This is a genomic window from Mesorhizobium sp. M0077, from assembly GCF_040322955.1.
Classification (GTDB): domain Bacteria; phylum Pseudomonadota; class Alphaproteobacteria; order Rhizobiales; family Rhizobiaceae; genus Mesorhizobium.
On record NZ_JAMYUL010000007.1, the window covers coordinates 248,507 to 275,000 of the forward strand.

23 protein-coding genes and 1 pseudogene are annotated in these 26,494 nt (G+C 63.7%); 16 read left to right on the forward strand and 8 right to left on the reverse strand.

Annotation, left to right across the window (positions count from 1 at the left end):
* The first annotated feature begins 84 nt into the window (after nucleotides 1-84).
* Nucleotides 85-393 carry a hypothetical protein gene (locus NKJ57_RS16770; RefSeq protein ID WP_023686679.1) on the forward strand — a complete coding sequence of 103 codons (309 nt, stop codon included), beginning with the start codon at nucleotides 85-87 and terminating at the stop codon, nucleotides 391-393.
* A 127-nt stretch (nucleotides 394-520) separates the two neighbouring features.
* Nucleotides 521-703 carry a Flp family type IVb pilin gene (locus NKJ57_RS16775; RefSeq protein ID WP_023672984.1) on the forward strand — a complete coding sequence of 61 codons (183 nt, stop codon included), beginning with the start codon at nucleotides 521-523 and terminating at the stop codon, nucleotides 701-703.
* A 12-nt stretch (nucleotides 704-715) separates the two neighbouring features.
* On the opposite strand, the gene NKJ57_RS16780 is transcribed toward NKJ57_RS16775, so the two are convergent.
* Complete coding sequence (locus tag NKJ57_RS16780) at nucleotides 716-1,588, reverse strand: methyltransferase domain-containing protein (RefSeq protein WP_352511792.1); 873 nt, start codon at nucleotides 1,586-1,588, stop codon at nucleotides 716-718.
* Nucleotides 1,589-1,660: 72 nt separating this feature from the next.
* On the opposite strand from NKJ57_RS16780, the gene NKJ57_RS16785 reads away from it, so the two are divergent.
* The 4 genes from NKJ57_RS16785 to NKJ57_RS16800 all read left to right on the forward strand — a co-directional run bounded on the left by NKJ57_RS16785 (nucleotide 1,661) and on the right by NKJ57_RS16800 (nucleotide 4,125).
* The gene (locus NKJ57_RS16785) at nucleotides 1,661-2,446 is read left to right on the forward strand and encodes a ComF family protein (RefSeq protein ID WP_502902045.1); all 786 of its coding nucleotides are present in this window, start codon (nucleotides 1,661-1,663) and stop codon (nucleotides 2,444-2,446) included.
* 22 nt (nucleotides 2,447-2,468) lie between these two features.
* Nucleotides 2,469-2,750 (forward strand): glutaredoxin 3, encoded by a 282-nt coding sequence (grxC, locus tag NKJ57_RS16790; protein ID WP_023672982.1) that lies wholly within the window; start codon nucleotides 2,469-2,471, stop codon nucleotides 2,748-2,750.
* An 86-nt stretch (nucleotides 2,751-2,836) separates the two neighbouring features.
* A complete protein-coding gene (locus tag NKJ57_RS16795; protein WP_352511791.1) occupies nucleotides 2,837-3,703 on the forward strand; it encodes a carbon-nitrogen hydrolase family protein in 867 nt (288 codons plus the stop codon).
* Nucleotides 3,700-4,125, forward strand: a complete 426-nt coding sequence (locus NKJ57_RS16800) for a DUF1178 family protein (RefSeq protein WP_352511789.1) — start codon at nucleotides 3,700-3,702, stop codon at nucleotides 4,123-4,125. Before NKJ57_RS16795 ends, NKJ57_RS16800 begins: the two co-directional genes overlap by 4 nt.
* Before the next feature lie 4 nt (nucleotides 4,126-4,129).
* Here the strand turns inward: NKJ57_RS16800 and NKJ57_RS16805 are convergent, their stop codons facing one another.
* Entirely contained in the window at nucleotides 4,130-4,615 is a 486-nt protein-coding gene (locus NKJ57_RS16805; protein WP_352511788.1) for a MarR family winged helix-turn-helix transcriptional regulator, read from the reverse strand.
* A 101-nt stretch (nucleotides 4,616-4,716) separates the two neighbouring features.
* On the opposite strand from NKJ57_RS16805, the gene NKJ57_RS16810 reads away from it, so the two are divergent.
* On the forward strand, nucleotides 4,717-5,607 hold the full coding sequence (locus tag NKJ57_RS16810; RefSeq protein WP_352511787.1) for a DMT family transporter: 891 nt from the start codon (nucleotides 4,717-4,719) through the stop codon (nucleotides 5,605-5,607).
* An 86-nt stretch (nucleotides 5,608-5,693) separates the two neighbouring features.
* Here NKJ57_RS16810 and NKJ57_RS16815 read toward each other — a convergent pair whose 3' ends face one another.
* The 4 genes from NKJ57_RS16815 to NKJ57_RS16830 all read right to left on the reverse strand — a co-directional run bounded on the left by NKJ57_RS16815 (nucleotide 5,694) and on the right by NKJ57_RS16830 (nucleotide 9,021).
* Complete coding sequence (locus NKJ57_RS16815; RefSeq protein ID WP_352511936.1) at nucleotides 5,694-6,026, reverse strand: MmcQ/YjbR family DNA-binding protein; 333 nt, start codon at nucleotides 6,024-6,026, stop codon at nucleotides 5,694-5,696.
* A 23-nt stretch (nucleotides 6,027-6,049) separates the two neighbouring features.
* Nucleotides 6,050-6,799 carry a bifunctional 2-polyprenyl-6-hydroxyphenol methylase/3-demethylubiquinol 3-O-methyltransferase UbiG gene (gene ubiG, locus NKJ57_RS16820; RefSeq protein WP_023672976.1) on the reverse strand — a complete coding sequence of 250 codons (750 nt, stop codon included), beginning with the start codon at nucleotides 6,797-6,799 and terminating at the stop codon, nucleotides 6,050-6,052.
* Between the two features lie 84 nt (nucleotides 6,800-6,883).
* Nucleotides 6,884-7,183 (reverse strand): antibiotic biosynthesis monooxygenase family protein, encoded by a 300-nt coding sequence (locus tag NKJ57_RS16825; RefSeq protein ID WP_352443928.1) that lies wholly within the window; start codon nucleotides 7,181-7,183, stop codon nucleotides 6,884-6,886.
* Nucleotides 7,180-9,021, reverse strand: a complete 1,842-nt coding sequence (locus NKJ57_RS16830; RefSeq protein WP_352511786.1) for a CHASE3 domain-containing protein — start codon at nucleotides 9,019-9,021, stop codon at nucleotides 7,180-7,182. The genes NKJ57_RS16825 and NKJ57_RS16830 overlap by 4 nt, the downstream gene beginning before the upstream one ends.
* Before the next feature lie 245 nt (nucleotides 9,022-9,266).
* Between NKJ57_RS16830 and NKJ57_RS16835 the strand changes: the two genes are divergently transcribed.
* The 9 genes from NKJ57_RS16835 to NKJ57_RS16875 all read left to right on the forward strand — a co-directional run bounded on the left by NKJ57_RS16835 (nucleotide 9,267) and on the right by NKJ57_RS16875 (nucleotide 22,830).
* Entirely contained in the window at nucleotides 9,267-10,520 is a 1,254-nt protein-coding gene (locus tag NKJ57_RS16835) for an aspartate kinase (protein ID WP_023685777.1), read from the forward strand.
* Between the two features lie 83 nt (nucleotides 10,521-10,603).
* Nucleotides 10,604-12,874, forward strand: a complete 2,271-nt coding sequence (gene ptsP / locus NKJ57_RS16840; protein ID WP_023693992.1) for a phosphoenolpyruvate--protein phosphotransferase — start codon at nucleotides 10,604-10,606, stop codon at nucleotides 12,872-12,874.
* 8 nt (nucleotides 12,875-12,882) lie between these two features.
* Nucleotides 12,883-13,962, forward strand: a complete 1,080-nt coding sequence (prfA, locus tag NKJ57_RS16845) for a peptide chain release factor 1 (protein ID WP_352511785.1) — start codon at nucleotides 12,883-12,885, stop codon at nucleotides 13,960-13,962.
* The gene (gene prmC, locus NKJ57_RS16850; protein WP_023737470.1) at nucleotides 13,955-14,833 is read left to right on the forward strand and encodes a peptide chain release factor N(5)-glutamine methyltransferase; all 879 of its coding nucleotides are present in this window, start codon (nucleotides 13,955-13,957) and stop codon (nucleotides 14,831-14,833) included. The genes prfA and prmC overlap by 8 nt, the downstream gene beginning before the upstream one ends.
* A gap of 304 nt (nucleotides 14,834-15,137) precedes the next feature.
* Nucleotides 15,138-16,115, forward strand: a complete 978-nt coding sequence (locus NKJ57_RS16855; RefSeq protein ID WP_023685773.1) for a DUF4167 domain-containing protein — start codon at nucleotides 15,138-15,140, stop codon at nucleotides 16,113-16,115.
* 208 nt (nucleotides 16,116-16,323) lie between these two features.
* Nucleotides 16,324-18,930: an ATP-dependent chaperone ClpB gene (gene clpB, locus NKJ57_RS16860; protein ID WP_352511783.1), complete on the forward strand. Its 2,607-nt coding sequence runs from the start codon at nucleotides 16,324-16,326 to the stop codon at nucleotides 18,928-18,930.
* A 71-nt stretch (nucleotides 18,931-19,001) separates the two neighbouring features.
* Entirely contained in the window at nucleotides 19,002-19,358 is a 357-nt protein-coding gene (locus NKJ57_RS16865; protein WP_023685771.1) for an MmcQ/YjbR family DNA-binding protein, read from the forward strand.
* 292 nt (nucleotides 19,359-19,650) lie between these two features.
* Complete coding sequence (locus NKJ57_RS16870) at nucleotides 19,651-21,168, forward strand: L,D-transpeptidase family protein (protein WP_352511782.1); 1,518 nt, start codon at nucleotides 19,651-19,653, stop codon at nucleotides 21,166-21,168.
* A gap of 102 nt (nucleotides 21,169-21,270) precedes the next feature.
* Entirely contained in the window at nucleotides 21,271-22,830 is a 1,560-nt protein-coding gene (locus tag NKJ57_RS16875) for an MFS transporter (RefSeq protein ID WP_352511781.1), read from the forward strand.
* A gap of 202 nt (nucleotides 22,831-23,032) precedes the next feature.
* Here the strand turns inward: NKJ57_RS16875 and NKJ57_RS16880 are convergent.
* Nucleotides 23,033-24,137, reverse strand: a pseudogene (locus tag NKJ57_RS16880) (IS5 family transposase).
* A 136-nt stretch (nucleotides 24,138-24,273) separates the two neighbouring features.
* Nucleotides 24,274-26,244 (reverse strand): M23 family metallopeptidase, encoded by a 1,971-nt coding sequence (locus NKJ57_RS16885; RefSeq protein ID WP_352511780.1) that lies wholly within the window; start codon nucleotides 26,242-26,244, stop codon nucleotides 24,274-24,276.
* Nucleotides 26,245-26,494: the final 250 nt, after the last annotated feature.

Consider the following 26,494-nt stretch of genomic DNA (forward strand, 5'->3'; position numbering starts at 1 on the left):
CGCGGTCTGATCTAGCCAGCGTTAATGGAAGATTCATCTCGTCGTGAAAAATTGCGGCAAAGCGGGTTCGCGGGGAGCGATTGCATGAGCCTCGACAGGGAATGGGACTCGATCCGGCCAGATCGCAGCTTTCGCGCCGCCGGCGTCGGCTTATTGCGCGTCACGCTGTTGTTCGGCTCGGCCGCAGTGGCGCTGGCGCTGATCGCGGTCCCCGTGCTGGACAACCAGACGCGATCGTCCAGCCGCGATGCTCTTGCAGGCGGTCTCGACCCGATGAGCACGGGTTCGATCGGCTCGCGGGCCACCTATACGCTGCGCAGAAGCGTGCTGCAGCCCTCACCGAACTCAGTCTGCATCATCCGCGCCGACGGCCAACGCAGCGGCGACTGCTGACCAACAAGGTCGACACCAGCTTGAGAACTTCCTCAACGCAGGCCCATTTCACAGCCTGTTAAGCTTGTGCCGTTAACCTTTCTTAACAGGTCGGCGATATGGTCGGGGATGAGAGGGATCGACGATCATGAAGCCATTGCTGCGCCGATTTTTGCAGGACGAAACAGGCGCCACGGCCATTGAATATGGCCTGATCGTTGCGGTGCTGTCGCTTGCCATCGTCGGGGGTGTCGGCAAGGCCAGCAATGCGATCCAGTTTCTGTTCAGCGACAACAACAGCAGGCTCGCAAACGCCTTCGCCGAGCACTGATCCGGAGCGCCGTCACCGCCCGCCGGGGTTTTCCAGTATCGTCTTCAGCGAGACCTTCGCCGAACCCGGTTTCAAGGGCTTTTGCTGCGAGGCATCGGGCGCCCAGCCCGACATCCAGACGATGGAAAAGCTTGCCCTGATGCGGCCATCAGCGTCCGAAAAGCGTTCGGCATAGATTTCGGCGGCACGGGTAAAAAGCTTTCGCGCTCCCGGTCGCCGGCTGCGATCGGTCAGCGCGCTGGTTTCGCCCATCGCCCTGAGATCTGCAATGAGGTCGAAGAGGGTATCGTAGCGGACGGTCACCGTTTCGACGTCGGCCACCGGCAGCGCCAGTCCGGCGCGCTGCAGCAGTGCGCCGGCGTCGCGAACATCGGTGAAGGGGATGACACGCGGGCTGGCGCCGCCATAGAGTTCGGTCTCGGCGGCGAGCAGGCTTTCGCGCAATTCGGAAAGCGTGCCGGCGCCGGCAAAGGCGCCGAGGAAAAGCCCGTCGGGCCGCAGAGCGCGGCGGATCTGCACCAGCATGCCGGGAATGTCGTTCATCGCCTGCAACGACAGAAGTGAAACGACGAGGTCGAGGCTTTCCGGCAGGAACGGCACTGTTTCCAGCGGTGCTATCAGCCCTGGCCGGCCGTCCAGAAACGCTGGATCTGCCTCGACGCGCACGATCTCCGCTGCCTTGCCGCTTGCAGCGACCACGTCCGTTGCGTCCGGCGTCTGGCAAAACAGCACCGCGGCCTTGCCGAATTTCCGCTCGACCGCGCCGAGCCGGTCGGCAAGGTCTTCCGCCGCCCGCCGCATCAGAAAATCCGCGCCGGCTACGGGGTGGGCCAGCGCCCTGCGCTTGCGCACCAGCCAAAGTTCAGTATCGATGATCGGCTGCAACGGTAGACATCCCTGTTTGTCCGTCTAGTGATATCCTGGCGCGGACGACAAAACCACGTGGCCGATCCGGTGATGGAGATCAAGAGCCTCGCTCAAACCATGTTGAAGCTGGCCATGTTGGACTGGCCGGCGCGGATGCTGTTCCCGCCGGTCTGTGCCGGCTGTCGCAGGCACGTCTCGCAACCCGGCGTTTTGTGCGGTGCCTGCTGGCCGAAACTCAGGCTGCTGGAGCGGCCATGGTGCGCGGTGATGGGCACGCCATTCACCCACGATATGGGCGAGGGTTTCCTGTCGGCCGAGGCGATCGCCGATCCGCCGCCGTTCGAGCGGGCGCGGGCGGCCGTGGCCTATTCAGGTGTCGCCCGCCAGATGGTGCAAGGTCTGAAATACCAGGATCGCACCGATCTGGCGCCGTGGATGGCGCGCTGGATGCTGCGCGCCGGCGCTGAGCTAATTGCAGACGCCGATGTCGTCGTACCGGTGCCGCTGCACTGGCGGCGCTTCTTTCGGCGGCAGTTCAACCAGTCGGCGGAGTTGGCAAGGGCGGTTGCGCAGCTTGGCGGGCTGCCTTTCTCGCCCTCGGCGGTCCGGCGCGTCAAGCTCACGCGCCAGCAGGTCGGGCTGGAGCGGCAGGAGCGCGAGGACAATGTGCGCGCCGCCTTCCGTGTGCCTGCGGAAGCCGAAATCGAGATCACTGGGCGCCGCGTGCTTCTGGTCGACGATGTCTACACCACCGGCGCCACCGTGCGCTCGGTCGCCAGGGCGCTGAAGAAGGGCGGCGCCGGAGCGGTCGATGTGCTGACCTTCGCGCGTGTCCTGCCGGGGGACTTTCGGGCCGACGAGTCCGCGACTATATAAGGTCGAGGAAAGGCACGGACCGATGCTCGATGTGACGATTTACACCCGTATGATGTGCGGCTATTGCGCGGCGGCCAAGCGGCTGCTCGACCGCAAGGGCGTCGCTTACACCGAGCATGACGCTTCGTTTTCGCCGGAATTGCGCCAGGAAATGATTTCGCGGGCGCATGGCCGCTCGACCTTTCCGCAGATTTTCATCGGCGACACGCATGTCGGCGGCTCCGACGACCTCCACGAATTGGAGGCGCGGGGCCAACTGGACAGGCTGCTTGCCAACGGCTCGACGACAAAGAGCGGTTCGTAGGGCCGCTCTATGTCTTTGTTTTTATGCGATTTCGGACGGAAAACCGGTACACACTTTTCCTGGAATTGCTCAAAGAGGACGTGACGATGGGTGTTTTCAAGGCGGCGGCGATCCAGATGCGTTCGGGCGAGAGCCCCGAGCGCAACGCGGTCGATCTCGAACGGCTGGTTCGCGAGGCGGCAGGCCTCGGTGCAACCTACATCCAGACCCCGGAAATGACCGGAGCGCTGATTCGCGACAAGGAAGCCAGGGCTGCTTCCTTCACCTCGGAAGACAAGGACATCGTCGTGGCGACCGCGCGCAAGCTCGCCAGCGAACTCGGCGTCTTCTTGCATATTGGCTCTACCGCCATCCTGCGCGCCGACGGCAAGCTCGCCAACCGGGCGCTGCTGTTTGGACCGGATGGCGCGACGCTCGCCACCTATGACAAGATCCACATGTTCGACGTCGATCTCGACAATGGCGAAAGCTGGCGCGAATCCGCCGCCTATGAGCCGGGCACCGAAGCGGTCGTCACCGAGATCGACGGCGCCAGGCTGGGCTTTGCCGTCTGCTACGATCTACGCTTTCCGCAGCTGTTCCGCGCCGAGGCGATGGCCGGCGCCGACCTCTTGTCGGTGCCTGCCGCCTTCACCCGCCAGACCGGCGAAGCGCACTGGCATGTGCTGCTGCGAGCCCGTGCCATCGAGAACGGCGCCTATGTGGTTGCTGCAGCACAAGGTGGCCTGCATGAGGATGGCCGCGAAACCTATGGCCATTCGCTGATCGTCGACCCATGGGGTCGCATTATCGCCGAGGCCGTCCATGCCGAGCCGGGCGTGATTGTCGCCGAGATCGACACCGCACAGTCGTCGGCCGCGCGCAAAAAAATCCCCAACCTTAGGAATGCGCGCGATTTTGCCGTCAATGCCGGCACGGCTGAAGTGCCGCGGCTGAGGGGCGCGGCTTCGTGATCCGCTTTGCCCTGATCTGCGAGCATGAGCACGAGTTCGAGGGCTGGTTTCGCAGCAATGACGATTTCGACACGCAGAAAAAGCGTGGCTTTGTCGATTGCCCGAGCTGCGGCTCACACAAGGTGCAAAAGGCGCTGATGGCGCCGGCGGTGTCCACCGCGCGCAGCCGAGAAACGATCGCGCTGGCCATGGGCGAAACCCAGAAGCAGGTGCTGGCGCAGCTGAAGGCGATGGCCGAGAAGGTGCGCGAGAATGCCGACTATGTCGGCGACAAGTTTGCCGAAGAAGCGCGCAAGATCCATTTCGGCGAGAGCGATGCGCGCGGCATCTATGGCGAGGCGACGTTGGACGAAGCCAAGAGCTTGGCCGAGGATGGCATCGATTTCATGCCGATCCCGAGTTTTCCAGAGGAGCGCAACTGAGCGGTCAGCTGGCGCTATCGATCAATTTGCCAAGCAACCGAGCCAGTGCCCCCCGCTCGGCCCCGCTGAGGCCGGCAAGGATTTCATGCTCGTTGGCGACGTGGGCGGTCAGGGCCTCATCGATCAAGGCCAGACCTTTTTCGGTCAGTTGCACGACAATGCCCCGCCGGTCGTTGGGGTGCGGGCCGCGCAGGATCAGTCCGGCCTTCTCAAGCCGGTCGAGCCGGTTGGTCATGGCGCCGGAGGTCACCATCGTCGCCTCGTAGAGAGCGGTCGGTGTCAGCGCGTAAGGCTGGCCGGAGCGGCGCAGCGTCGCCAGCACATCGAATTCGCCGGCCTGCAGTCCGAAACGGGCAAACAGCGGGGCGAGGCGCTCGCGGGCGATTAGCGACGAGGCTTCGTTCAGCCGCCCAAGCACCAGCATTGGCGACACCTCCAGGTCCGGCCGTTCCCGCTTCCATTGCTCGACCGCCTTTGCCGCGCGATCCATCTGTCTCACCGCTAAGTATCTTGACGTTAAGAATCGTTGTGGTATGCTTCCTCAAGATACAGTTTCGACCCTGTGCCGCAAGTGAGTGACGGGACCATCCGATGAAATTTCTCTGGGAATCGGCGCTTGGCCTGCTGGTCGTCACCGGCGGCCTGCTCGGCCTGACCCTGCCGTTCGGCAAGCTGGCGACGGCTGCCGGCGTTTCGGCCATGGTCTGGGCCTTCGTCATCTCGTTCGGCGCCGGGGGCGTGCTGCTGTGCGCGTTGCTCGCCAACGGCGGGCGCATGCGGCTGACTCCGCACAGACTGCGCTATTTCTTCATCACCGCCGCCGTGTCCTACGCCGTGCCCAATCTGCTGATGTTTTCGGCTATCCCGCATCTCGGCGCCGGCTATACCGGCATCATGTTCACGCTGTCGCCGGTCATCACACTGGTGTTTTCGATCCTGCTCGGCGTTCGACGGCCAAATATGCTCGGCAGTATCGGTATCGCCGTCGGTTTCATCGGCGCCGTCATGGTGGCGGTGACGCGCGGCGAGGCCGGCCAGCCGGCCGATGTCTACTGGGTGCTGGTCGGACTTTTGATCCCGGTCAGCCTTGCCGCCGGCAATATCTATCGCACCGTCGACTGGCCCGAAGGCACCGGCCCGATCGAACTGGCCGTCGGCAGCCATCTGGCTTCGGCAACGCTGCTGCTGGTCGGCATTCTCGCGCTGTTCGGGGTCGGCGCCTTCGCCCCGCTCAGGGCCGTGCCGCTGGTTGTCGTGGCGCAGGTCGCCTCGGCCTCGGCGATGTTTGCCTTCTTCTTCCGGCTGCAGGCCGTGGGCGGTCCGGTCTATCTCAGCCAGATCGGCTATGTGGCGGCGGCCGTCGGCCTGTTTGCCGGAACCATCTTCCTCGGCGAGCACTACCAGTTGCTGACCTGGGCCGGCGCGGTGATCATCACCATCGGCGTGATCATCACCACCAAGGCGCAGAGCCAGAAGGCATAGGGTCTTTGGTTTACGCAATTCCCTAGGCAAAGCGCTATGCGCTTTCCCGGGAAACCGCTTCACACTTTTCCTCGAACTGCTCAAGCTTAAATTGGGCTCGCGTCGAGGCGCTTCCGTAGCGCCGGCGGGGCGACGTTTCGCCAGGCCGTCCGAACGGCGCTGCGGAATGTCTGTTCGTCGCAGGCTTCGAGCATGATCGACGTCCATCCCTTTTGGCCCCAGCCGCCTGTCACGGGCCTGAAAACCGATGGCTCAGCCGCGGCCATCATCTCTTGCTGGTCCCGGTCGAGCTTGACGACAGCACGGTCGGCTTCGGGCAGCGAGACGAAGATACGGTTGCGGACGCGGAAGTCAGCCTTGCCGAAATGCGATTGCTCGACCGTTTCGGGAAGATCGAGCGCCAGCTCTCGGGCCCTCATAGTGTCCACGGCCGCCCCTTCGTTCAGACCGATCGTTTTTCCGCCAGCACCATATAGTTGACGTCCATGTCCTTGGAGCGTGCCCAGCGGTCGGCGAGAGGATTGTAGGTCACGCCGGTGCGGTCGATGATGGTCATGGCGGCGCTGCCGAGCGCCTTTTCAAGCTCTTCGGGCCGCACCAGCTTGCCGAACTGGTGGGTGCCGCGCGGCAGCCAGCGCAGCACATATTCGGCGCCGATGATGGCCAGGCCCAGTGCCTTCAGCGTGCGGTTGATGGTGGCCACGAACATGATGCCGCCGGGCTTGACCATCTCGCCGCACTTGCCGATGAACAGGTCGACATCGGCAACATGCTCGACGACTTCCATGTTGAGGACGACGTCGAATTTCTCGCCGGAATCGGCCAAATCCTCAGCGGTTGTAGCGCGATAATCCACCGTCACGCCGCCTTCGGCCGCGTGCAGCTTCGCCACCTCGATGTTGGTTGCCGAGGCGTCGGCGCCGACCACTTCGGCTCCAAGCCTTGCCATCGGCTCGCACAACAATCCACCGCCGCAGCCGATATCGAGGAAACGCAGGCCTTCGAACGGCCGCGCCGCCCGCGGATCGCGGCCGAAGCGCGCCGCCACCTGGTCCCGGATATAGGCCAGCCGGACCGGGTTGAATTTGTGCAGCGGACGGAATTTGCCGTTCGGGTTCCACCATTCGGCGGCAAGCGCGGAAAAGCGTTCCACTTCTCCGGCATCGATTGTCGATCGTCGGGCCTCTGGCATGGGGCGGGTCTCCTCGGACGCTAGGAAGTCGGGTGCCGGGGCAAGAAAGTCAAGGCCGGTTTTTGCGACTGCTGGCTAGTCGACCTATGGCCTCGAGATCACAATCGCCGCATGTTCCATCGCAACACTTGCGGGATCGATGGCCCGCATCGCTTCGCAATCGCCGATCTCGGCCATGATCCGGCCTGCGGCGGCGAGAGCCTGCTCGCGACTTCGCCAGCGCACCACATCGACCCATCCGCCATCGTCCCGCCGCGCCAGGCAGCGGTTTACGAAACCAGGTTGCCGCGCCAGCCAGTCGGCGACCAGGTTGTTGGCGGCGGCAAAGCCCGCTTCCGCTCCAGGTTTGAGGCGAAAGGTGACGATTTCCAGGGCCTCGGTCATCTTGCGTCCAGCACGTCGCGCAATTTCGCCGCCAGCTGCTCGATGGTGAAGGGCTTGGCCAGGAAATGCACGTCATGATCGAGCACGCCATTGTGGACGACGGCGTTCCTGGTGAAGCCGGTGGTGAAGATCACCTTCAGCTTCGGCATGCGCGCCAGCGCCTCCTCGGCGAGCTTGCGGCCATTCATCACCGGCATGACGATATCGGTGAACATGAGCGCCACACCAGGGTTGTCGCTCAGCTTTTCCAGCGCTTCCTGGCCGCTTGCGGCATGAATGACGGTGTAGCCGAGTTCGCGCATGGCATCCGTGGTGGAAGCCCGCACGCGTGGATCGTCCTCCACGACAAGGATGGTTTCGGTGACCGGCACGGCAGGATTTCCGGCTCGTTCCGAAGATATGGCGGCCTCTTCCGGGCCGAAGAAGCGCGGCAGGTAGATCCTGATCGTGGTGCCTTGGCCGGGTTCCGAGTAGATCTTGACGTGTCCGCCGGACTGTTTGACGAAGCCGAACACTTGGCTCAGCCCGAGGCCGGTGCCCTTGTCGACCGGCTTGGTGGTGAAAAATGGCTCGAAAGCCCGCTCCATGACGTCCGCCGGCATGCCGGCGCCGGTGTCGCTGACCGCGATCATCACATACTGGCCGGCTTTGACCTCGGCATGGGTGGCGGCGTAGCCCTCGTCGAGGTGGCTGTTGGCGGTCTCGATGGTCATCTTGCCGTCCTCGCCCATGGCGTCGCGCGCATTGACCGCCAGGTTGAGAATGGCATTTTCGAGCTGGCTCGGATCGGCATGGGTCTTCCACAGGCCGCCAGCCAGCACGGTTTCTATGCGGATGGTTTCGCCGAGCGCCCGCCGAAGCAGGTCCGACATGCCGGTGACCAGACGATTGGCGTCTACAACCTGAGGCGCGAGCGGCTGCTGGCGCGAGAAGGCAAGCAGCCGTGACGTCAAGTTTGCGGCCCGGGTCGCCGCATCGGTCGCCGCTTCGATGAATTTCATGATGTCGTGCTCGCCCCGCGTCAGCTTGCGCTGGGCGAGGTTCATGGCGCTGATGATCACCGCCAGCATGTTGTTGAAATCGTGGGCGATACCGCCGGTCAGCTGGCCCACAGCCTCCATCTTCTGCATCTGGCGGATCTGCGATTCGGCCTTTTCACGCGTCTGGATTTCGTTGCCGAGCTCGATGTTCTTGCGCATCAGCTCTTCCTGGGCGATCGCCACTGCGCGGAACCGGCGGCGCGAAAGGCGAACCGTGTAGGCGCCAAGCAGGAAGATCGCCAGCAGCGCCGCTATCGAGCCGATTCGCAGCCAGTTTTCGACCCGGTCGGTATGAGCGTCGCGCGCGGCGATGGCTGCGCCGCCAATGCGCCGGATCGTGTCCATGCTGGCCCGGATCTGGTCCATGGCGGCCTTGCCCTGGCCGCTGCGGACCAGTTCCAGAGCTTTTGCCGCATCGCCGCGATCGTAGAGTGCAATCGTCTCAGCCAATTCGGCCTGGTTTTGTGAAAGCGCGTCCTTGACGTGGTTGATCTGCTGCACGAGTTCGTCGTCCGGCGCGGTCATGCCGTGGATGCGGGCAAGCTGGCCCGGAATGGCGTCGACCGCCTGCCGATAAGGCTGGAGGTAGGATTTCTCGCCGGTCAGGAGATAGCCGCGCTGGCTGGTCTCGGCCTCCTGAGCCATCGCAAGCAAACCGGAAAGCAATTCCTGATACTCGACCGCCTCGCGCGCGGCCTCACGATTGGCTCTCTGGGTCTCGACCAGCACGGCGCGTGTGCCGACGATCAACGCCAGCACGGCGAAGCCGATGAACAGCGGCAGCGATTGCCACCGCATGGCGCGTCGAAGGCGAACAATCATTCGATATGCCGGACCAAAAGGAGTTTCCCGCGGGCAGCATTTGGTAAGCGGCGGCGGGGCCGAACGCAATATGCCGCGCTCCTGAAGCCGGCATCCGCCGCCAGCCTTGCGAAACCGTGATCATTTGGCTAAGGAGGCGCGCATTCAGCGGCCGGCTTCTGTCGAGCGCTTTCTTCCCCTTTCGGTCCTGGGCCGGCTTCAGTCAAAGGCATTTCGCTTCCATGGCGCGCATCGTGATGAAATTCGGCGGAACCTCCGTCGCCGACATCGCCCGCATCCGCAATGTGGCGCGTCACGTCAAACGCGAGGTCGATGCCGGCCATGAGGTCGCTGTCGTGGTTTCGGCGATGGCGGGCAAGACCAATGAACTGGTTGGCTGGACGCGCGAAGCCTCGCCCATGCACGACGCGCGCGAGTATGACGCCGTGGTCGCCTCGGGCGAGCAGGTGACTGCCGGCCTGCTGGCGATCACACTGCAGAATATGGGCGTGCACGCCCGCTCATGGCAGGGCTGGCAGATCCCGATCAAGACCGACAACGCGCATGGCGCGGCGCGCATCCTCGACATTGACGGCGCGTTCCTGATCAAGCGCTTCGGCGAGGGCCAGGTGGCTGTCGTCGCCGGCTTCCAGGGCATCGGCCCGGACAACCGCATCGCCACGCTCGGCCGCGGCGGCTCCGACACAAGCGCGGTCGCCATTGCCGCGGCGGTCAAGGCCGACCGCTGCGACATCTACACCGATGTCGACGGCGTCTACACCACCGATCCGCGCATCGAGCCGAAGGCGCGGCGGCTCAACAAGATTTCGTTCGAGGAAATGCTCGAAATGGCCTCGCTCGGCGCCAAGGTCTTGCAGGTGCGCTCGGTCGAGCTTGCCATGGTGCACAGGGTGCGTACGTTCGTGCGGTCGTCCTTCGACGATCCCGATGCGCCCGGAATGGGGGATTTGCTCAATCCTCCGGGAACGCTTATTTGCGACGAGGAAGAGATCGTGGAACAGCAGGTCGTCACCGGAATTGCCTACGCCAAGGACGAAGCGCAGATTTCTCTGCGCCGCGTCGGCGACCGCCCGGGCGTTGCCGCCGGCATTTTCGGCCCGCTGGCCGAGGCCAACATCAATGTCGACATGATCGTCCAGAACATCTCAGAGGACGGCAAGTTCACCGACATGACCTTCACCGTGCCGTCCGGCGACGTGGACAAGGCGCTGGCCGTGCTGGAGCGTCTGAAGGCTTCGATCGGCTATGACGTGGTGCAGTCGGAAGCCGGCATGTCGAAGGTTTCGGTCATCGGCATCGGCATGCGCAGCCATGCCGGTGTGGCCGCCACCGCTTTCAAGGCGCTGGCCGACAAGGCGATCAACATCCGCGCCATCACCACCTCCGAGATCAAGATTTCGATACTGATCGACGGTCCCTACACGGAACTCGCGGTTCGCACTTTGCATTCCGTGTACGGTCTGGATAAGCAGTAGCGAGAGCGATTTGAGTTGTTGCGTGTGCGCCGGTGGCAGTGGAAACTGCGGCGGGCAAAATGCCCATTGGAGAAGAAGCCGCGATGCGTGATACGGCCAGTGGCCCGCGCGTTCTGCTGAAACGGCTCCGCGAGCTCATGCAGGAGCCGCTGGAGCCGCAGGAGCGGCTCGACCGGATCGTGCGCGACATCGCCTCCAACATGGTCGCCGAGGTCTGCTCGCTCTATGTGCTGCGCGCCGATTCGGTGCTCGAACTCTATGCCACCGAAGGTCTGAACCCGAACGCCGTCCATTTGGCGCAGCTGCGGCTGGGGCAGGGCCTCGTCGGCACCATTGCCGCCAGCGCGCGGCCGCTCAACCTCTCCAATGCGCAGGAACATCCGGCCTTCGCCTACCTGCCGGAGACCGGCGAAGAGATCTACAATTCCTTCCTCGGCGTGCCGGTACTAAGGGCAGGGCGCACGCTCGGCGTGCTGGTGGTGCAGAACAAGACCATGCGCCACTACCGCGACGACGAGGTCGAGGCGCTGGAAACGACCGCCATGGTGATCGCCGAGATGATCGCCACCGGCGATCTCGCGCGCCTGACCCGGCCCGGCCTCGAACTCGACCTGCGCCGTCCCGTCAGCTTTACCGGCCTGTCCTTCAACGAGGGTGTCGGCCTCGGCCATGTCGTGCTGCATGAGCCACGCATCGTCGTCACCAATCTGTTCAACGAGGACAGTGAGGAAGAGGTGCGCCGGCTGGAGACGTCGCTCGGTTCGCTCAGGCTTTCCATCGACGACATGCTGGAGCGGCGCGATGTCGCCTTCGAGGGAGAACATCGCGAGGTGCTCGAAGCGTATCGCATGTTTGCCAACGACCGCGGCTGGGTGCGCCGGCTGGAAGAGGCGATCCGCAACGGCCTGACGGCGGAAGCGGCGGTGGAAAAGGTCCAAAGCGACATGCGCGCCCGCATGCTGCACATGACGGATCCTTATTTGCGCGAGAGGATGAGCGACTTCGACGATCTCGCCAACCGGCTGCTGCGTCAGCTGATGGGGCGCGGGCCTGACGACGTCGCGGCGTCACTGCCGAAGGATGCCATCCTGGTCGCGCGCTCGATGGGCGCGGCCGAACTGCTTGATTATCCCAGGGACAAGCTGCGCGGCGTGGTGCTGGAAGACGGCGCTGCCACCAGCCATGTCGTCATCGTCGCGCGCGCCATGGGCATTCCGGTCGCCGGCCAGATGAAGGGCGCCGTTTCGATGGCGGAAAACGGCGATGCCATCATCGTCGACGGCGAGGAAGGCACCATTCATCTGCGGCCGCAGCCGGACCTCGAAGCCGCCTATGCCGAAAAAGTGCGCTTCCGGGCGCGCCGGCAGGAAGTCTACCGGGAACTGCGCAAGAAGCCGTCGGTGACCAAGGACGGCGTCCAGGTCGACCTGCTGATGAATGCGGGCCTGGCGGTCGACCTGCCGCAGCTGGCCGAGGCGGGTGCCGCCGGCATCGGCCTGTTCCGTACCGAATTGCAGTTCATGGTTGCCTCGACCTTCCCGCGCGCCGAGGCGCAGGAGCGGCTCTACCGCGACGTGCTGGACGCGGCGCGCGGCAAGCCGGTCACCTTCCGCACCATCGACATCGGCGGCGACAAGGTGCTGCCCTACTTCAAGGGCGCCATCCAGGAAGAAAACCCTGCGCTCGGCTGGCGCGCGATCCGGCTGACGCTCGACCGGCCGGGTCTGCTCAGGACCCAGATCCGCGCTCTGCTGAAGGCCTGCGGCGGGCGCGAACTGAAGCTGATGCTGCCGATGGTGACCGAGCTCGGCGAAATCGCCCAGGCGCGCGAGATCATCGACCGCGAAGTGCGGCATCTCTCCCGCTTTGCCCACCATCTGCCGACCAGCCTCAAGGTGGGCGCCATGCTGGAAGTGCCGTCGCTGCTGTTCCAGCTCGACGAGTTGATGAAGGCGGTCGATTTCGTCTCGGTCGGCTCCAACGACCTGTTCCAGTTCGTCATGGCGGTCGATCGGGGGAACACGCAGCTCTCCGACCGCTTCGACACGCTGTCGACGCCGTTCCTGCGGGTTCTGAAGCAGATCGCCGACGCCGGGGTTCGCAACCACACGCCGGTGACGCTGTGCGGCGAGCTTGCCGGAAAACCCATTTCCGCCATGGCGCTGATCGGCCTCGGCTACCGCTCGATCTCGATGTCTCCAGCCTCGATCGGCCCGGTCAAGGCGATGTTGACCGAACTGCCACTGGAGGAATTGGAGGCTTTCTTTGCCGACAATCTGATGGCGCCGGCTCAAGGGCTGCCGATGCGGGCGCTGCTGCAGGCCTTCGCCGACGACCGCTCCATCCCGCTATAGCATTAGCCATGGTCAATCTTCCCCGCGAGCGTATGGATCAGGTCGTCAAGCGTTTCGAGATGCTCGAAGCGCAGATGTCGGCCGGCCCGGCGGCCGATGCCTATGTGAAGATGGCCTCGGAATATGCCGAGCTGCAGGACATGGTGGCCAAGGTCAGGGAACTGCGCTCAGTCGAGCGCGAGCAAGCCGACCTCGAGGCGATGCTTGCCGACAAGGGCACCGACGCAGAGATGCGGGCCCTGGCGGAGGCAGATCTGCCCGGCGTCGAAGAGCGTATCGAAGAGCTGCAAAAGGACATCCAGATCCTGCTGTTGCCCAAGGATGCGGCCGACGACAAGAACGCCATCCTTGAAATCCGCGCCGGCACCGGCGGCGACGAGGCGGCATTGTTCGCCGGCGACCTTTTTCGCATGTATGAGCGCTATGCCGCCGAACGCGGCTGGCGCTTCGAGACGGTGTCGGCCAGCGACGGCGATGCCGGCGGCTTCAAGGAAATCATCGCCACCATTTCCGGTAGGGGCGTCTTTGCCCATCTGAAATTCGAATCCGGCGTGCACCGCGTGCAGCGCGTGCCGGCGACCGAGGCCAGCGGGCGCATCCACACTTCGGCGGCGACGGTGGCCGTACTGCCGGAAGCCGAAGAGGTCGACATCGACATCCGCGCCGAAGACATCCGCATCGACACGATGCGCGCCTCGGGTTCGGGCGGCCAGCACGTCAATACCACCGATTCTGCGGTGCGCATCACCCATTTGCCGACCGGCATCATGGTGGTGCAGGCGGAGAAGTCGCAGCATCAGAACCGGGCGAAAGCCATGCAGATCCTGCGTGCGCGGCTTTACGACCTCGAGCGCAGCAAGGCAGACGAGGAGCGCTCGGAGTCACGCAAATCGCAGGTTGGTTCGGGCGACCGTTCGGAGCGCATCCGCACCTACAATTTCCCGCAGGGCCGCCTTACCGACCATCGTATCAACCTGACGCTCTACAAGCTCGACCGGGTGATGATGGGCGAGCTCGACGAGGTCATCAATGCGCTGATCGCCGACCATCAATCGAAGCTGCTCGCCGATATCGGCCTCGATGGCTGACATGTTGCCCGGCGCGCTCGGGCCGTTGTTGCGGGTGGCGCGGGAGCGGCTTGCCGCGGCCGGCCTTTCCGACTCGGCGCTGGATGCCAGGCTGATCGTCGAACATTTTTCCGGCACGGACCGTACGCAGGCGATCGCCGACCCGCAACGGACGGTCGATGCGGGTGCGGTTGCCGCAATCGGCGCTGCTCTGCAGCGCCGCATGGCCGGCGAACCGGTGCACCGCATCCTCGGGTTTCGCGAGTTTTACGGCCTGCGGCTGTCGCTGTCGCCGGAAACGCTGGAGCCGCGGCCGGACACCGAAACGCTGGTCGAGGCGATCCTCCCTTTTGCCGGCGCGACGGCCGAAAGGCTAGGGCTATGCCGTATCCTCGATCTCGGCACCGGTACCGGCGCGATTGCGCTGGCGCTGCTCAGCGCGGTTCCGGCCGCGACCGCCACCGGGGTCGATGTTTCACAAGACGCGCTGGCAACCGCGATACGCAATGCCGAGCAACTCGGACTCGCCGGCCGGTTCGTGGGGCTGCAGTCCGACTGGTTCGAAAAAGTTTCGGGCCGATACCATGTAATTGCCGCAAACCCTCCCTATATACCGTCTGGAGACATTGGAAATCTGCAGGACGAGGTCCGCGATTTCGATCCACACAGAGCCCTTGATGGCGGTGTGGACGGTCTTGGCCCTTACAGGATCATCGCCGCCGAGGCGGCAAAGTTTCTGGAAGCAGAAGGCAAGATAGCGGTCGAGATCGGCCACACGCAGCGCAATGAGGTCAAAGACATATTCGCGGCAGCCGGCTACAGGCTGGCCGGGGCATTTGTCGATCTTGGCGGAAACGACAGGGTTCTTATGTTTGAACAGGGAAAGCCTTGACGCAGTGCAAAAAAGCGCTTGGCAATGCCGGGGAATGCGGCTAGGGTCCGCCCTAACCGGATGAGACGAAGCAGGCAGTGCTCTTAGCGATTCGGTTTTCCTTGGAAATAGCTGCCTTCTTGCGCAAACGACGCCCAAGCTTCGTGCGGGAATCGTCCGGCAAGTGATGTAACCGGAACAGGATGACACGTGGCGCCAACGCAATTGATGCGGGCGAACGCCGGTGAAGAAACGAAACGGCTGGCTGCATGAGCGCCTCCGTTCGTGAAACGTTTTTCGAAAATTTCAAAATGAAGAGAGTCTTATGAGGCCACAACAGCAGAACAGGCGCATGCGCGGTCGCAACAACAATGGCGGCGGCGGTGGCAACAACAATAACAACAACAACAACCGCAAGGGCCCAAATCCCCTGACGCGCAACTACGAGAGCAACGGCCCGGACGTGAAAATCCGTGGATCGGCTCAGCAGATCGCCGAAAAATACGCCACTCTGGCCCGTGATGCGCAAAGCTCCGGCGACCGGGTTATGGCGGAAAATTACCTCCAGCACGCCGAGCACTACAACCGCATCATTGCCGCCGCACAGGCGCAGATGCCGATCCAGAATGCCCCGCAGAACCGCGACGAATTCGACGACGATGAAGATCGCGACGATTTTGACAATGCCGGCAGCGGCAATGGCGGCGAGACTCAAGCGCCGATGGCGAACCACGGCAACGGTCCGCAGCCGACGATTGAGGGCACGCCGGCCGAACTCGCATACGGCCAGGAAAACGGCCGCGAGAACAACAGTGGCCGTGACAATAATGGCCGTGACAATAATGGCCGCAACAACAACGGCCGCGACAACAATGGCCGCAACCGTGACCGCCGCCCCAATGGCGGCTATGGCCAGAACGACCAGCGTGGCGAGCAGAACGGCCAGCGCGGCGACCAGCAGCGCTTCACCGAAACCCCGGCACAGGCGGAAACCGTTTCCGCGGTTGAGCCCGAAGCCGAGAGCGGTTTCTCCGAGCGGGCGCCGCTGTACGAAAACCTGTCGCCGGCGGCTCTTGCCGCCCGGGCCGAACTCAATGAGGCAGCCGCCGAGAGCGGCGCTGCCCGTCGCCCGCGGCGTCCGCGCCGCCCGCGCAACAATGCCGATCAGGTCGGTGACGAACAGTCTGGTGGTGGCCAGGTGGTGGATGGCGCCGGCGAGACCGCTGCCGCTATTGACGTGGTGGATGCGGCGCCGGCCGAAAGCCCTGCCGGCGACCCGTTCGCCGTCGACGCCAACAACTGACCCACAAGACATAAGTCGATGAAACGGCGGAGAGAAATCTCCGCCGTTTTCGTTTGCTCGGCCATGCAATATCATCAGCCGGACGTCTTGAGCGGCAATGGCTTGCGCCCCATATCTGGCGTGAACTGGACCCGGCTCGGATGAGCGGGTCCGTCACCGCAATCTGATCCGGTGCCGCAAAGCGGGCCGGTGATGGAAGGAGACAGATATGAACCTCGAGAAATACTCCGAGCGCGTCCGCGGATTCATTCAGTCCGCCCAGACCATGGCGCTCTCGCGCAATCACCAGCAATTCACTCCCGAACATATGCTGAAGGTCCTCGTCGAGGACGACGAGGGGCTGGCCGCCTCGCTGATCGAGCGCGCCGGCGGCAACGTGCGCGACGTCAAGCTTGGCGTCGAGACCGCCCTTGAGGCCATGCCCAAGGTGGAAGGCGGCAACGGCCAGCTTTATCTGGCGCAGCCGCTGGCCAAGGTGTTTTCGACCGCCGAGGAATTGGCCAAGAAAGCCGGCGACAGTTTTGTCACGGTCGAGCGGCTGCTGCAGGCGCTGGCGATGGAGAAGTCGGCCAAGACGGCCGATATCCTGTCCAAGGCCGGCGTCACAGCGCAGGCGCTGAACCAGGTGATCAACGACGTCCGCAAGGGCCGTACCGCCGATTCGGCGAGCGCCGAGCAGGGCTATGACGCGCTGAAGAAATACGCGCGCGACCTCACCGCCGATGCCCGCGCCGGCAAGCTCGACCCTGTGATTGGCCGTGACGACGAGATCCGCCGCACCATCCAGGTGCTGTCGCGGCGTACCAAGAACAACCCGGTGCTGATCGGCGAGCCGGGCGTCGGCAAAACGGCGATCGCCGAAGGTCTGGCGCTGCGCATCGTCAATGGCGACGTGCCGGAATCGCTGAAGGACAAGCAGTTGATGGCGCTCGACATGGGCGCGCTGATTGCCGGCGCCAAATATCGCGGCGAGTTCGAGGAGCGGCTGAAGGCCGTGCTCAACGAAGTCACCTCGGCGGCCGGCGGCATCATCCTGTTCATCGACGAGATGCACACGCTGGTCGGCGCCGGCAAGGCCGATGGCGCCATGGACGCTTCGAACCTGTTGAAGCCGGCGCTGGCGCGCGGCGAACTGCACTGCGTCGGCGCGACCACGCTCGATGAATACAGGAAGCATGTCGAGAAGGACGCGGCCCTTGCCCGCCGGTTCCAGCCGGTCTTCGTCAACGAGCCGTCGGTGGAAGATACCGTGTCGATCCTGCGTGGCCTGAAGGAGAAGTACGAGCAGCACCACAAGGTGCGCATCTCGGATTCGGCGCTGGTCGCGGCGGCGACCTTGTCCAACCGCTACATCGCCGACCGTTTCCTGCCGGACAAGGCGATCGACCTTGTCGACGAAGCCGCGTCGCGGCTGAGGATGCAGGTCGATTCCAAGCCCGAGGCGCTGGACGAAATCGATCGCCGCATCATGCAGCTCAAGATCGAGCGCGAGGCACTGAAGGTCGAGAAGGACGAGGCGTCAAAGGACCGGCTCGCGCGTCTCGAAAAGGAACTCGTCGGCCTCGAGGAGGAATCGACCGAGATCACCGCCAAATGGCAGTCGGAGAAGCAGAAGCTTGGCCTCGCCGCTGACCTCAAGAAGCAGCTCGACGCGGCCCGCAACGACCTCGCCATTGCCCAGCGCAAGGGTGAATTCCAGCGCGCCGGCGAGCTTGCCTATGGCAAGATCCCGGAACTGGAAAAGAAGCTGAAGGAAGCCGAAGCCCAGGACGGCAAGGCCGGCATGGTCGAAGAGGTGGTCACGCCCGACCACGTCGCCCATATCGTGTCGCGCTGGACCGGCATTCCGGTCGACAAGATGCTGCAGGGCGAGCGCGACAAGCTGCTGCGCATGGAAGACGAGATCGGCAAGCGAGTCGTCGGCCAGGGCGAAGCGGTACAGGCGGTGTCCAAGGCCGTGCGTCGTGCCCGGGCCGGGCTGCAGGATCCGAACCGGCCGATCGGCTCGTTCATGTTCCTCGGACCGACCGGCGTCGGCAAGACCGAACTGACCAAGGCGCTGGCCAATTTCCTGTTCGACGACGAGAGCGCCATGGTGCGAATCGACATGTCGGAATACATGGAGAAGCACTCGGTCGCCCGGCTGATTGGCGCGCCTCCCGGCTATGTCGGCTATGAGGAAGGCGGCGCGCTGACCGAAGCGGTGCGGCGCCGGCCCTATCAGGTCGTGCTGTTCGACGAGATCGAGAAGGCGCATCCGGATGTCTTCAACGTGCTGTTGCAGGTGCTCGACGACGGGCGGCTGACCGACGGGCAGGGCCGCACGGTCGACTTCCGCAACACGCTGATCGTCATGACGTCGAACCTCGGCGCCGAATATCTGGTCAATCTCGGCGAAGAGCAGGACGTCGATGCCGTGCGCGACGAGGTTATGAGCGTGGTGAGAGCCTCGTTCAGGCCGGAGTTCCTCAACCGTGTCGACGAGGTGATCCTGTTCCACCGGCTGCGCCGGCAGGATATGGGTCGCATCGTCGAGATCCAGCTCAAGCGGCTGGAAAATCTGCTCGTCGACCGCAAGATCACACTGTCGCTCGACCAGGAATCGATCGACTGGCTGGCGGCGAAGGGCTACGACCCGGCCTATGGCGCTCGGCCGCTGAAGCGGGTGATGCAGAAGGACCTGCAAGATCCGCTGGCGGAAAAAATCCTGCTTGGCGAGATCCTCGACGGCTCGACCGTCAAGGTCACCGCCGGCTCCGACCGGTTGAATTTCCGGTCCAGGCCCACTGTGGTGCCGACCGACGCGGCAGCCTGATCCAACGCCGCGCGTCCGACCGGACGCGCGGCATTTTCTTGTGAAACAACAATCCTTTGACGGGGGTGCAGATGACGCTGGACGACTACAACAGCTTCTGCGCCTCGCTGCCGCAGACGACGCACGTCGTGCAGTGGGGCGGTGCCGATGTCTGGAAAGTCGGTGGCAAGGTCTTCACCATCGCCGGCCATGACCGGGAGGGTGGCGTCTTCGTCACCTTCAAATGCTCTGAAATGGCTTATGACGTGCTGAAGGATCAGCCCGGCTGCCGGCCTGCGCCCTATCTCGCCTCGCGCGGCATGAAATGGATCCAGCGTCAGACAAGCCAGAGCATGGATGATGATGCGCTGAAGGACTATCTCGGCGAAAGCCACCGCCTCGTCGTCCTCAAGCTGACGAAGCAGACGCGCAAGGAATTGGGCCTGTAGCAACCAGTAATCCGCCATCTTCATGCCCGGTTCATGTTGGAAAGCTTATGTTGTGGTTTGCTGGCGAAGGGGTTTGCCTGCAGGCTTTTGACGATCAGGGCGTTCCTTGCGCATCCAAACGGTGGCGAGAACGTTCTGGTGGGAACACTGCCGGGCGGCGGCAATTACGCATGACCCCGAAAATCGAAATTCGATTTTCGGAAAGGATCATGCGCAGACATGAAGTGTTACAGCGTCCTTTGCGCGTCCAAACGGACGCGCGGCGCTGTAAGTACCGGAGAGTTTGACCACCATGTTCCGCACGATCCTTGCCTTTTCGGTGCTCGCCGCCGGGCCGCTCACGTCCAGCGCCATGGCATCGCCGACTTTGGACAACGCACTGCCGGCCGTCCGCGCCGCCGATAGCGGCGGCATTGTGCTTGCCCAGGACGGCAATCTCGACATCTATTACGACGCCAGGGGCAACCGCGTCATCGTCGATGCCGAGACCGGCAAGGTCATCGCCATCCAGCCGCCGCAGACCAGGCTCGACCGCCGCGCGCTGCGCCGGGAAATGCGGGCACGTGAGCTTGGACGCGCACCGGTCGAAGACGACGACCGCTACTATCTCGACGATCCCGAAGACATGGCGCGTTTCCGCCGCAGGCAACTGGACGATCAGGGACGAATCCCCGGCCCGCCGGTTGATGAATACGATCCTGAAAGCGACAGATTCCTCGGGGCCGCTCCGCAGGATGATGCCAATGACAGCGACACCTATCCGGAAGCGCCGAAGTCCGCTGAACCGCGGCCCGTCAAGCGCCAGCCGCTGAACGAGGCTTCGATCGATCCCGCCGAACCGGCGGTGCCCGCCGACCAGGCCGCGCTGCCGCCGAAAGCCGGTGGCAAGACCGTGGTCGATCCCTCGCTTTCACTCGGCGCACGTCAGGATGTAGCCGCCTTGCAGGTGCTGCTCGACCGCGCCGGCGCTTCACCCGGCGTCGTCGACGGGCGCTTCGGCTCCAATGTCGACAAAGCGCTTGCCGCCTACAACCAGATCACCGGCAGCAATCTCCGCTCGACCGACGCCGTCGGCATCCAGGCTGCGCTGGCGCAAACCGGTGGCGATGCTTTCGCCAATTATACGATCACGCCCGAGGACGCGGCCGGGCCTTATGTCGCCTCGATACCGGAAGATTACAGCCAGAAGGCGCAGCTCGACCGCATGGCTTACACCTCCGTCACCGAAGCCTTGGCCGAACGGTTCCACATGGACGAGAACTATCTGAAGGGGCTCAATCCCGAGGCCGACTTCAGCCGTCCCGGTACTATCATCAAGGTCGCCAATTTCGGCAGGCTGGTGGCGACGCCGGTTGCCCGCATCGTCGCCGACAAGGACAAGAAGCAGGTGTTCGCCTATGACGCCGGTGGCAAGCTGGTCGCGGCCTATCCGGCCACCATCGGTTCAGCCGACACGCCCTCGCCGACCGGCACCCATACGGTGTCGCGCGTCGCGCTCGATCCGAACTACACCTACAACCCCAGCATCAATTTCAAGCAGGGCCAGAACGACAAGATCCTGACCATCCCTCCGGGTCCGAACGGCCCGGTCGGCTCGGTGTGGATCGCGCTGGACAAGCCGACCTATGGCATTCACGGCACGCCCGATCCCTCCAAGATCGGCAAGACCGAAAGCCATGGCTGCGTGCGCCTGACCAACTGGGATGCGCGTGAACTGGCCAAGCTGGTGTCGCCGGGCGTCACCGTCGAGTTCGTCGGCGGTCCCTCGGCCGATGATGTTGCGGAGCAAGTGAGCGCTCCAGCGCAGTGATGTCGGCCTGCCCATAAGGCAGACCGATATCCAAAGCTGGATTCATGAGCACAGGGCGCTGGCTGGTTGTTGCCGGCCCGCAACAAGTCTAAGCAGACGCTCATGAAGTCTCCGAGCGAAGCCGCAGCCGTTCCCCTGACCAGGTCGCTTTCCAACGGTACATTTTGCCCGCAGTCGCAGCGCAAGTTCGTGCTGGTAGCGGCGATCCTGGCGTCAGCGCTCGGCTTCATCGACGGGTCGATCCTGGCCATTGCCATGCCGGCAATGCGCGTCGACCTCGGCGCCAGCCTGGCCGAGGTCCAGTGGATTTCCAACGCCTATGCGCTGACGCTGTCGGCGCTGATTCTGGCCGGCGGCGCCGCCGGCGACCGGTTTGGCCTCAGGCGCGCCTTCGTTGCCGGCATTGCGCTGTTCATCATCGCTTCGCTGGCCTGCGCGGTGGCGCCGAATGCGCTGGTGCTCATCGCCTTTCGCGCCATTCAGGGCATTGGTGCGGCGATCATGGTGCCGGGCAGCCTCGCCATCATCGCCAAGGCCTATCCGAAGAAGGAGCGCGGCCGGGCGATCGGCATCTGGGCCGCCGCCTCGGCGCTGACGACGGCGCTCGGTCCGGTGCTCGGCGGCTTCGTCCTGTCGGCCTTTGGCGGCGGTATCTGGCGGGCGATCTTCGCCGTCAACCTGCCGCTCGGGCTGATCTCGATCTATCTCCTGCTGGCCAAGATTCCCGCCGACGCGCCGACGGAGAAGCGAAGCCTCGATCTCGGCGGCGCCGCTCTCGCCACGCTTGCCTTCGGGGCGCTTGCCTACGGACTGACCTCGATGAGCGCCGAAGGCAGCGAGCTGATGTCGGGGCCGAGTATCGCCGCAGGCGCCGTGCTGCTTATCATCTTCATCGTCTTCGAGCTTCGGCAGCGCGAGCCGATGATCGATCTCAAGCTGTTTCGGATCGGCGCCTTCGCCGGCGCCAACCTCGCCACCTTCTTCCTGTATTTCGCGCTGTCGGCCAATCTGTTCTACCTGCCGATGCTGTTGATCGCCGGATGGGGGCTGAGCACCAAAGAGGTCGGTTTCATCTTCCTGCCGCTGTCGGCGTCGATCGCGCTGCTGTCGGGTCTCGTCGGCCAGTGGTCGGATCGCATCGGTCCGCGTTTTCCGATCGCCAGCGGCTGCCTGGTGGTCGCCATCGCCTTTGCCGGGCTGGCTTTGCTCACTCATGCCGGCATGCACAATTTCTGGACCGGTATCTTTCCGCTGATGGCGGTGATGGGGCTCGGCATGGCGCTGGTGGTGTCGCCGCTGTCGACGGCGGTCATGACCGCGGTCGAGGACAAGGATACCGGCGCCGCTTCCGGCATCAACAATGCGGTTTCGCGCATTGGCGGGCTGATTGCTGTGGCGGCGATGGGCTCGCTCGCGGCCTGGGTCTATTCGACGATGCTTGATACCAGCGTCAGGCCGGGCATTCCGGGGTTCGGAGAACCGGCATTGGCCGGCCTGGCGCCAGACCTTGATGCAACACGGCTCGCCGCCAGCGATGCGGCGTTCGCGGCCGTGTCGACGGTGACGGCCGTGCTTTGCCTGCTTGCCGCTGTTATCGCCTGGGCCACCGTTTCGGGGCAAAAGCTGCCTTGGTCACGAGCCGAAGAGGAGCAGTCGACCTGATTCGGAGCCGACCCGATTCGGAATGCTCTGATGGGGCGATTATGATTCGCCGGCGTCGAGTGTGACGGCTTAACAGGCTGCTGCAAAAGTCTGATCGTTGCTGATCTCGATATTTTTGACGGAAGTTTCTGTTGTCTGCGCGATTTTCGCGGCGGGTTGCAGCTGAGCTTGCTGCGCGAGTTGCGGTCCTTTCTGCTGACGGTTATGCGATCTGCCCTTTCAGGAGCTTTGGGATGCGAACCAGATTGTAGGCGATGACCGCAAAGGTGAAGACGGCCTCCACTCTTGGCTGCCCTCGCAATTTGGTTTTGGCCAATCCGCCCGGCTTCTTCACCCAGCCGAATATCTCCTCGATGCGTTTGCGGATGCGCTGGCTGATCACATAGCCGGCATGGCGCGTGGTGCGCCCGTCGATAGCGGTCTTGCGCACCGTGCCCGCGCTTGAGACCGTGCCTTGTATGGCGATGTGCGGAGTGACTTGGCGCTGGCGCAGGTCGCCAACGAAATCCATGACGTCATAGGCCTTGTCGGCGCCCAGCGTGATGCGATGTTTGCCTTGCCGCCGGTCGAGCATGACAAGCGTGGCTTCCCGCTCGGCCTTGCCGGTGGCGTGCGTCAACGTTGCATCGACCGCCAGCCCGTTGCGGTTCTCCCATCAGCACATGGCCCATGAAGCACAGGCGGCTCGGATGGCCGTCCGCCTTGCGGTAGAGCCGGGCGTCGGGATCGGTCGTGGAGGCATGTGTCTGATTCGAGCGCTTCTCCTTGCGGAAGTTGCGCTTGCCATTGCGCCCTGGCCCTGGCGGATCGCCCGAACCATCCTTCGGGCGGAAGCTCTTCATCGAAGCCCAGGCATCGATCAGCGTGCCGTCCACCGAAAAATGCTCGCTCGACAGAAGCTTGCTCACCCGCTTGAGGCCCATCAGTTCACCCAAAAACTCTCGCGCCACATCGGCTTCAAGCAGCCGGTCGCGATTGTGGGTGAAAACCGTCGCATGCCACGCCGGCGCGTCAAGCGGCAGGCCAACGAACCAGCGGAACAGCAGATTGTAATCAATCTGCTCCATCAGTTGCCGTTCCGAACGAACCGAGAAGAACGCTTGCAGCAGTGTCGCCCGCAGCAACATCTCCGGTGGGATCGACGGCCGGCCCATGCCCGAATAGAGCGCCTCGAAGCGACCATCCAGACGACCAAGCACTTCATCGCACAACTGCCGGATCGCCCGCAGAGGATGATCCAACGGAATGCACTTCTCTAACGGAACATAGCTGAAAAGGCTTCCCGGTCCTTCACTACGACCCCGCATCGCAAATCACTCCCGTTGTCAGACGAAAGTGAATCATAAAACAAAGCCAAATGCGATTTTTGCAGCAGCCTGTTAAGTCTTTGTTTTGACGCATGTCCTTGTCCCAGAGCCGCGGCACACTTCTGGGCGACATGCATTAGCCTTCGATCTTGGCGCTCGCGACCTTCAGCGGATTGCTGTCTTCCTGCTTGAGCAGTTCATCGATGCGCTCGCGCTCGCGCTTGAAAGCGACCAGGTCGTCGCCCTTCAGCACCTTGCCGACCGGCAGGCGCACGCGCATCGGGTCGACCTTGGTGCCGTTGACGATCAGCTCGTAGTGAAGATGCGGACCGGTGGAGAGGCCGGTCTGACCGAGGAAGCCGATGGTCTGGCCCTGGCGGACATGAACGCCCGGTTCGATGCCTTTGGCAAAGGCGCTCTGGTGATTGTAGGAGGTCTCGTAGCCATTGGCATGGCGGATGATGATCTGTTTGCCGTAGCCGCCGGCCCAGCCGGCCTTTTCGATGGTGCCGTTGCCGGCGGCGATGATCGGCGTTCCGATCGGTGCCGCCCAGTCGACGCCGGTATGCATGCGGACATAACCGAGGATCGGATGTCGGCGGGCGCCGAAGCCGGAGCGGAATTTCCCGGCGGGCAGGGGGTTGCGCAACAGGAACTGCTCGGCGCTAGATCCGTCCTCGTCGAAATAGTCGGTCGAGCCGTCCTGCATCTGGAATCGGTAGAAATTGCGCGTCTGGCCGCCGAAGGTCGACGAGACATAGAGCAGTTCCGATTCGTCGGAGGCCTGGTCGTCGCCGTCCGGCTGCGAGAACAGCACGTCGATGCGGTCCGATGGATTGAGCCTGGACTGGAAGTCGACGCCGGAGGCCAGGAGCTTGACCAGTTGCTGGGTCAGCTTCTTCGACATGCCGTAGGAATAGGCGGCGCGGTAGATGCCGTCATAGACGTTCGGCAGATTGCCGCGCACCACCACCGGCGCCGACGAATCATCGAACGCGGTCAGCAATTCGGGGTTCGGCTCCGGTTCCTGCGCCGGCACATACTGGCCGCGGTCGTCGAGCGCGATGGTGACGATGTGCGTTGTCTTGTCATAGACGCTGGTGCGAACGACCTTGGCGGCGTCGCCATGTACCTCGAGCCCGACGCGCAGCACGGTTCCGGTCTTCAGCGCCGGTGCGTTGAGCAGCTTGCCGATCGCCTCCGCCATGCCGGTGGCGTCATCGCCCGTATAGCCCGAATCAGCGAAAGCCTCGGCAATGTCGCGGTCCCTGGTGAAGGGAATGATTTCCTCGGCGAAAGCCGGGGTCTGGTCGTCGAGCGCGACGCGCGGCGCCACCGAGACGTTTTCCGGCACGATCTTGACGTCGTAGGAGCCGGCCATCGATTCGGCGAAGGCATCGCCGAATCGCTGCGGGTCGACATAATGCAGGGAGGCGACCTGCACGGCGCCGTCGCTGAGGTCGGTGCCGGCTTCGCGCACCACTTTTTCAACCTCGTCGGCGGACAGGTCGCTTTTTTCGTCGAAGGAGGCCGTCTCAACCGGGAAATCGACCGTCTTGAGGCTCATCTCGCTTTCGACCTTGGCGCCGTAGATCTGGCCGCCAACTGCGGAGGCCGTCGCCGGCTGCGCCGGCGTCGAGTCGCCATCGTCGCCGAACACCTGCATCGGGTCGAAAGGCGGATAGGCGCGGTTGGTGGTGTGGCCGGCTGCCAGCGCGATCTTGATCTGCACGAACGGCATGGTGTGGATAACGTCGCGGTCGCCGACCTTGGTCACCATCGACACTTCCATGCGCCGGCGGTCCTTGGCCTTGGCGATCTGGCGCGGCGCCACCAGCCTGGTGGTCTTGGCGACCTCGCCGGAATCGCCGCCGCTTTCGAGCTGGGCCAGTTCGGCGATTTCGGGCGGGGTTGCCAGCTGCTGGCGGCCGTCAAGGGCGGCAAACAACGCCACGCCCATCAGCACACTCGAGGTCACGCCGGTAAGAAAGGTGCCCGACAGCCAGCGCGCCGAAACCTCGCGCCGGTCGGGCGGGCCGCTGTGGCCATCCGCGATCAGCGGCGGCTCATTGCCGAGTTCGGCTATGACATCTTCCGTGTCTGGCATCCAGAAAGGCTGCTTCTTCCCCGGGCGGAACGGCTTTTCGCTTCTGTTGGGCCATGACATTTGCCTGTCACGGCGGGTGAAGTCAACGAAGCGGCGAAATCCCCGCTCACACGCTCTGTTTTACAGCCCCTTGTAGAGAGGCGCCTTTATCCTCTTATAGGAGGCTCCGAACCGTGATGCGCAGACCCCGCTTTGGCTCTTATAGGAAGGCACCTCGCGGGCCGCGCCGAGCCCTTCTTTGTTGGCCTTG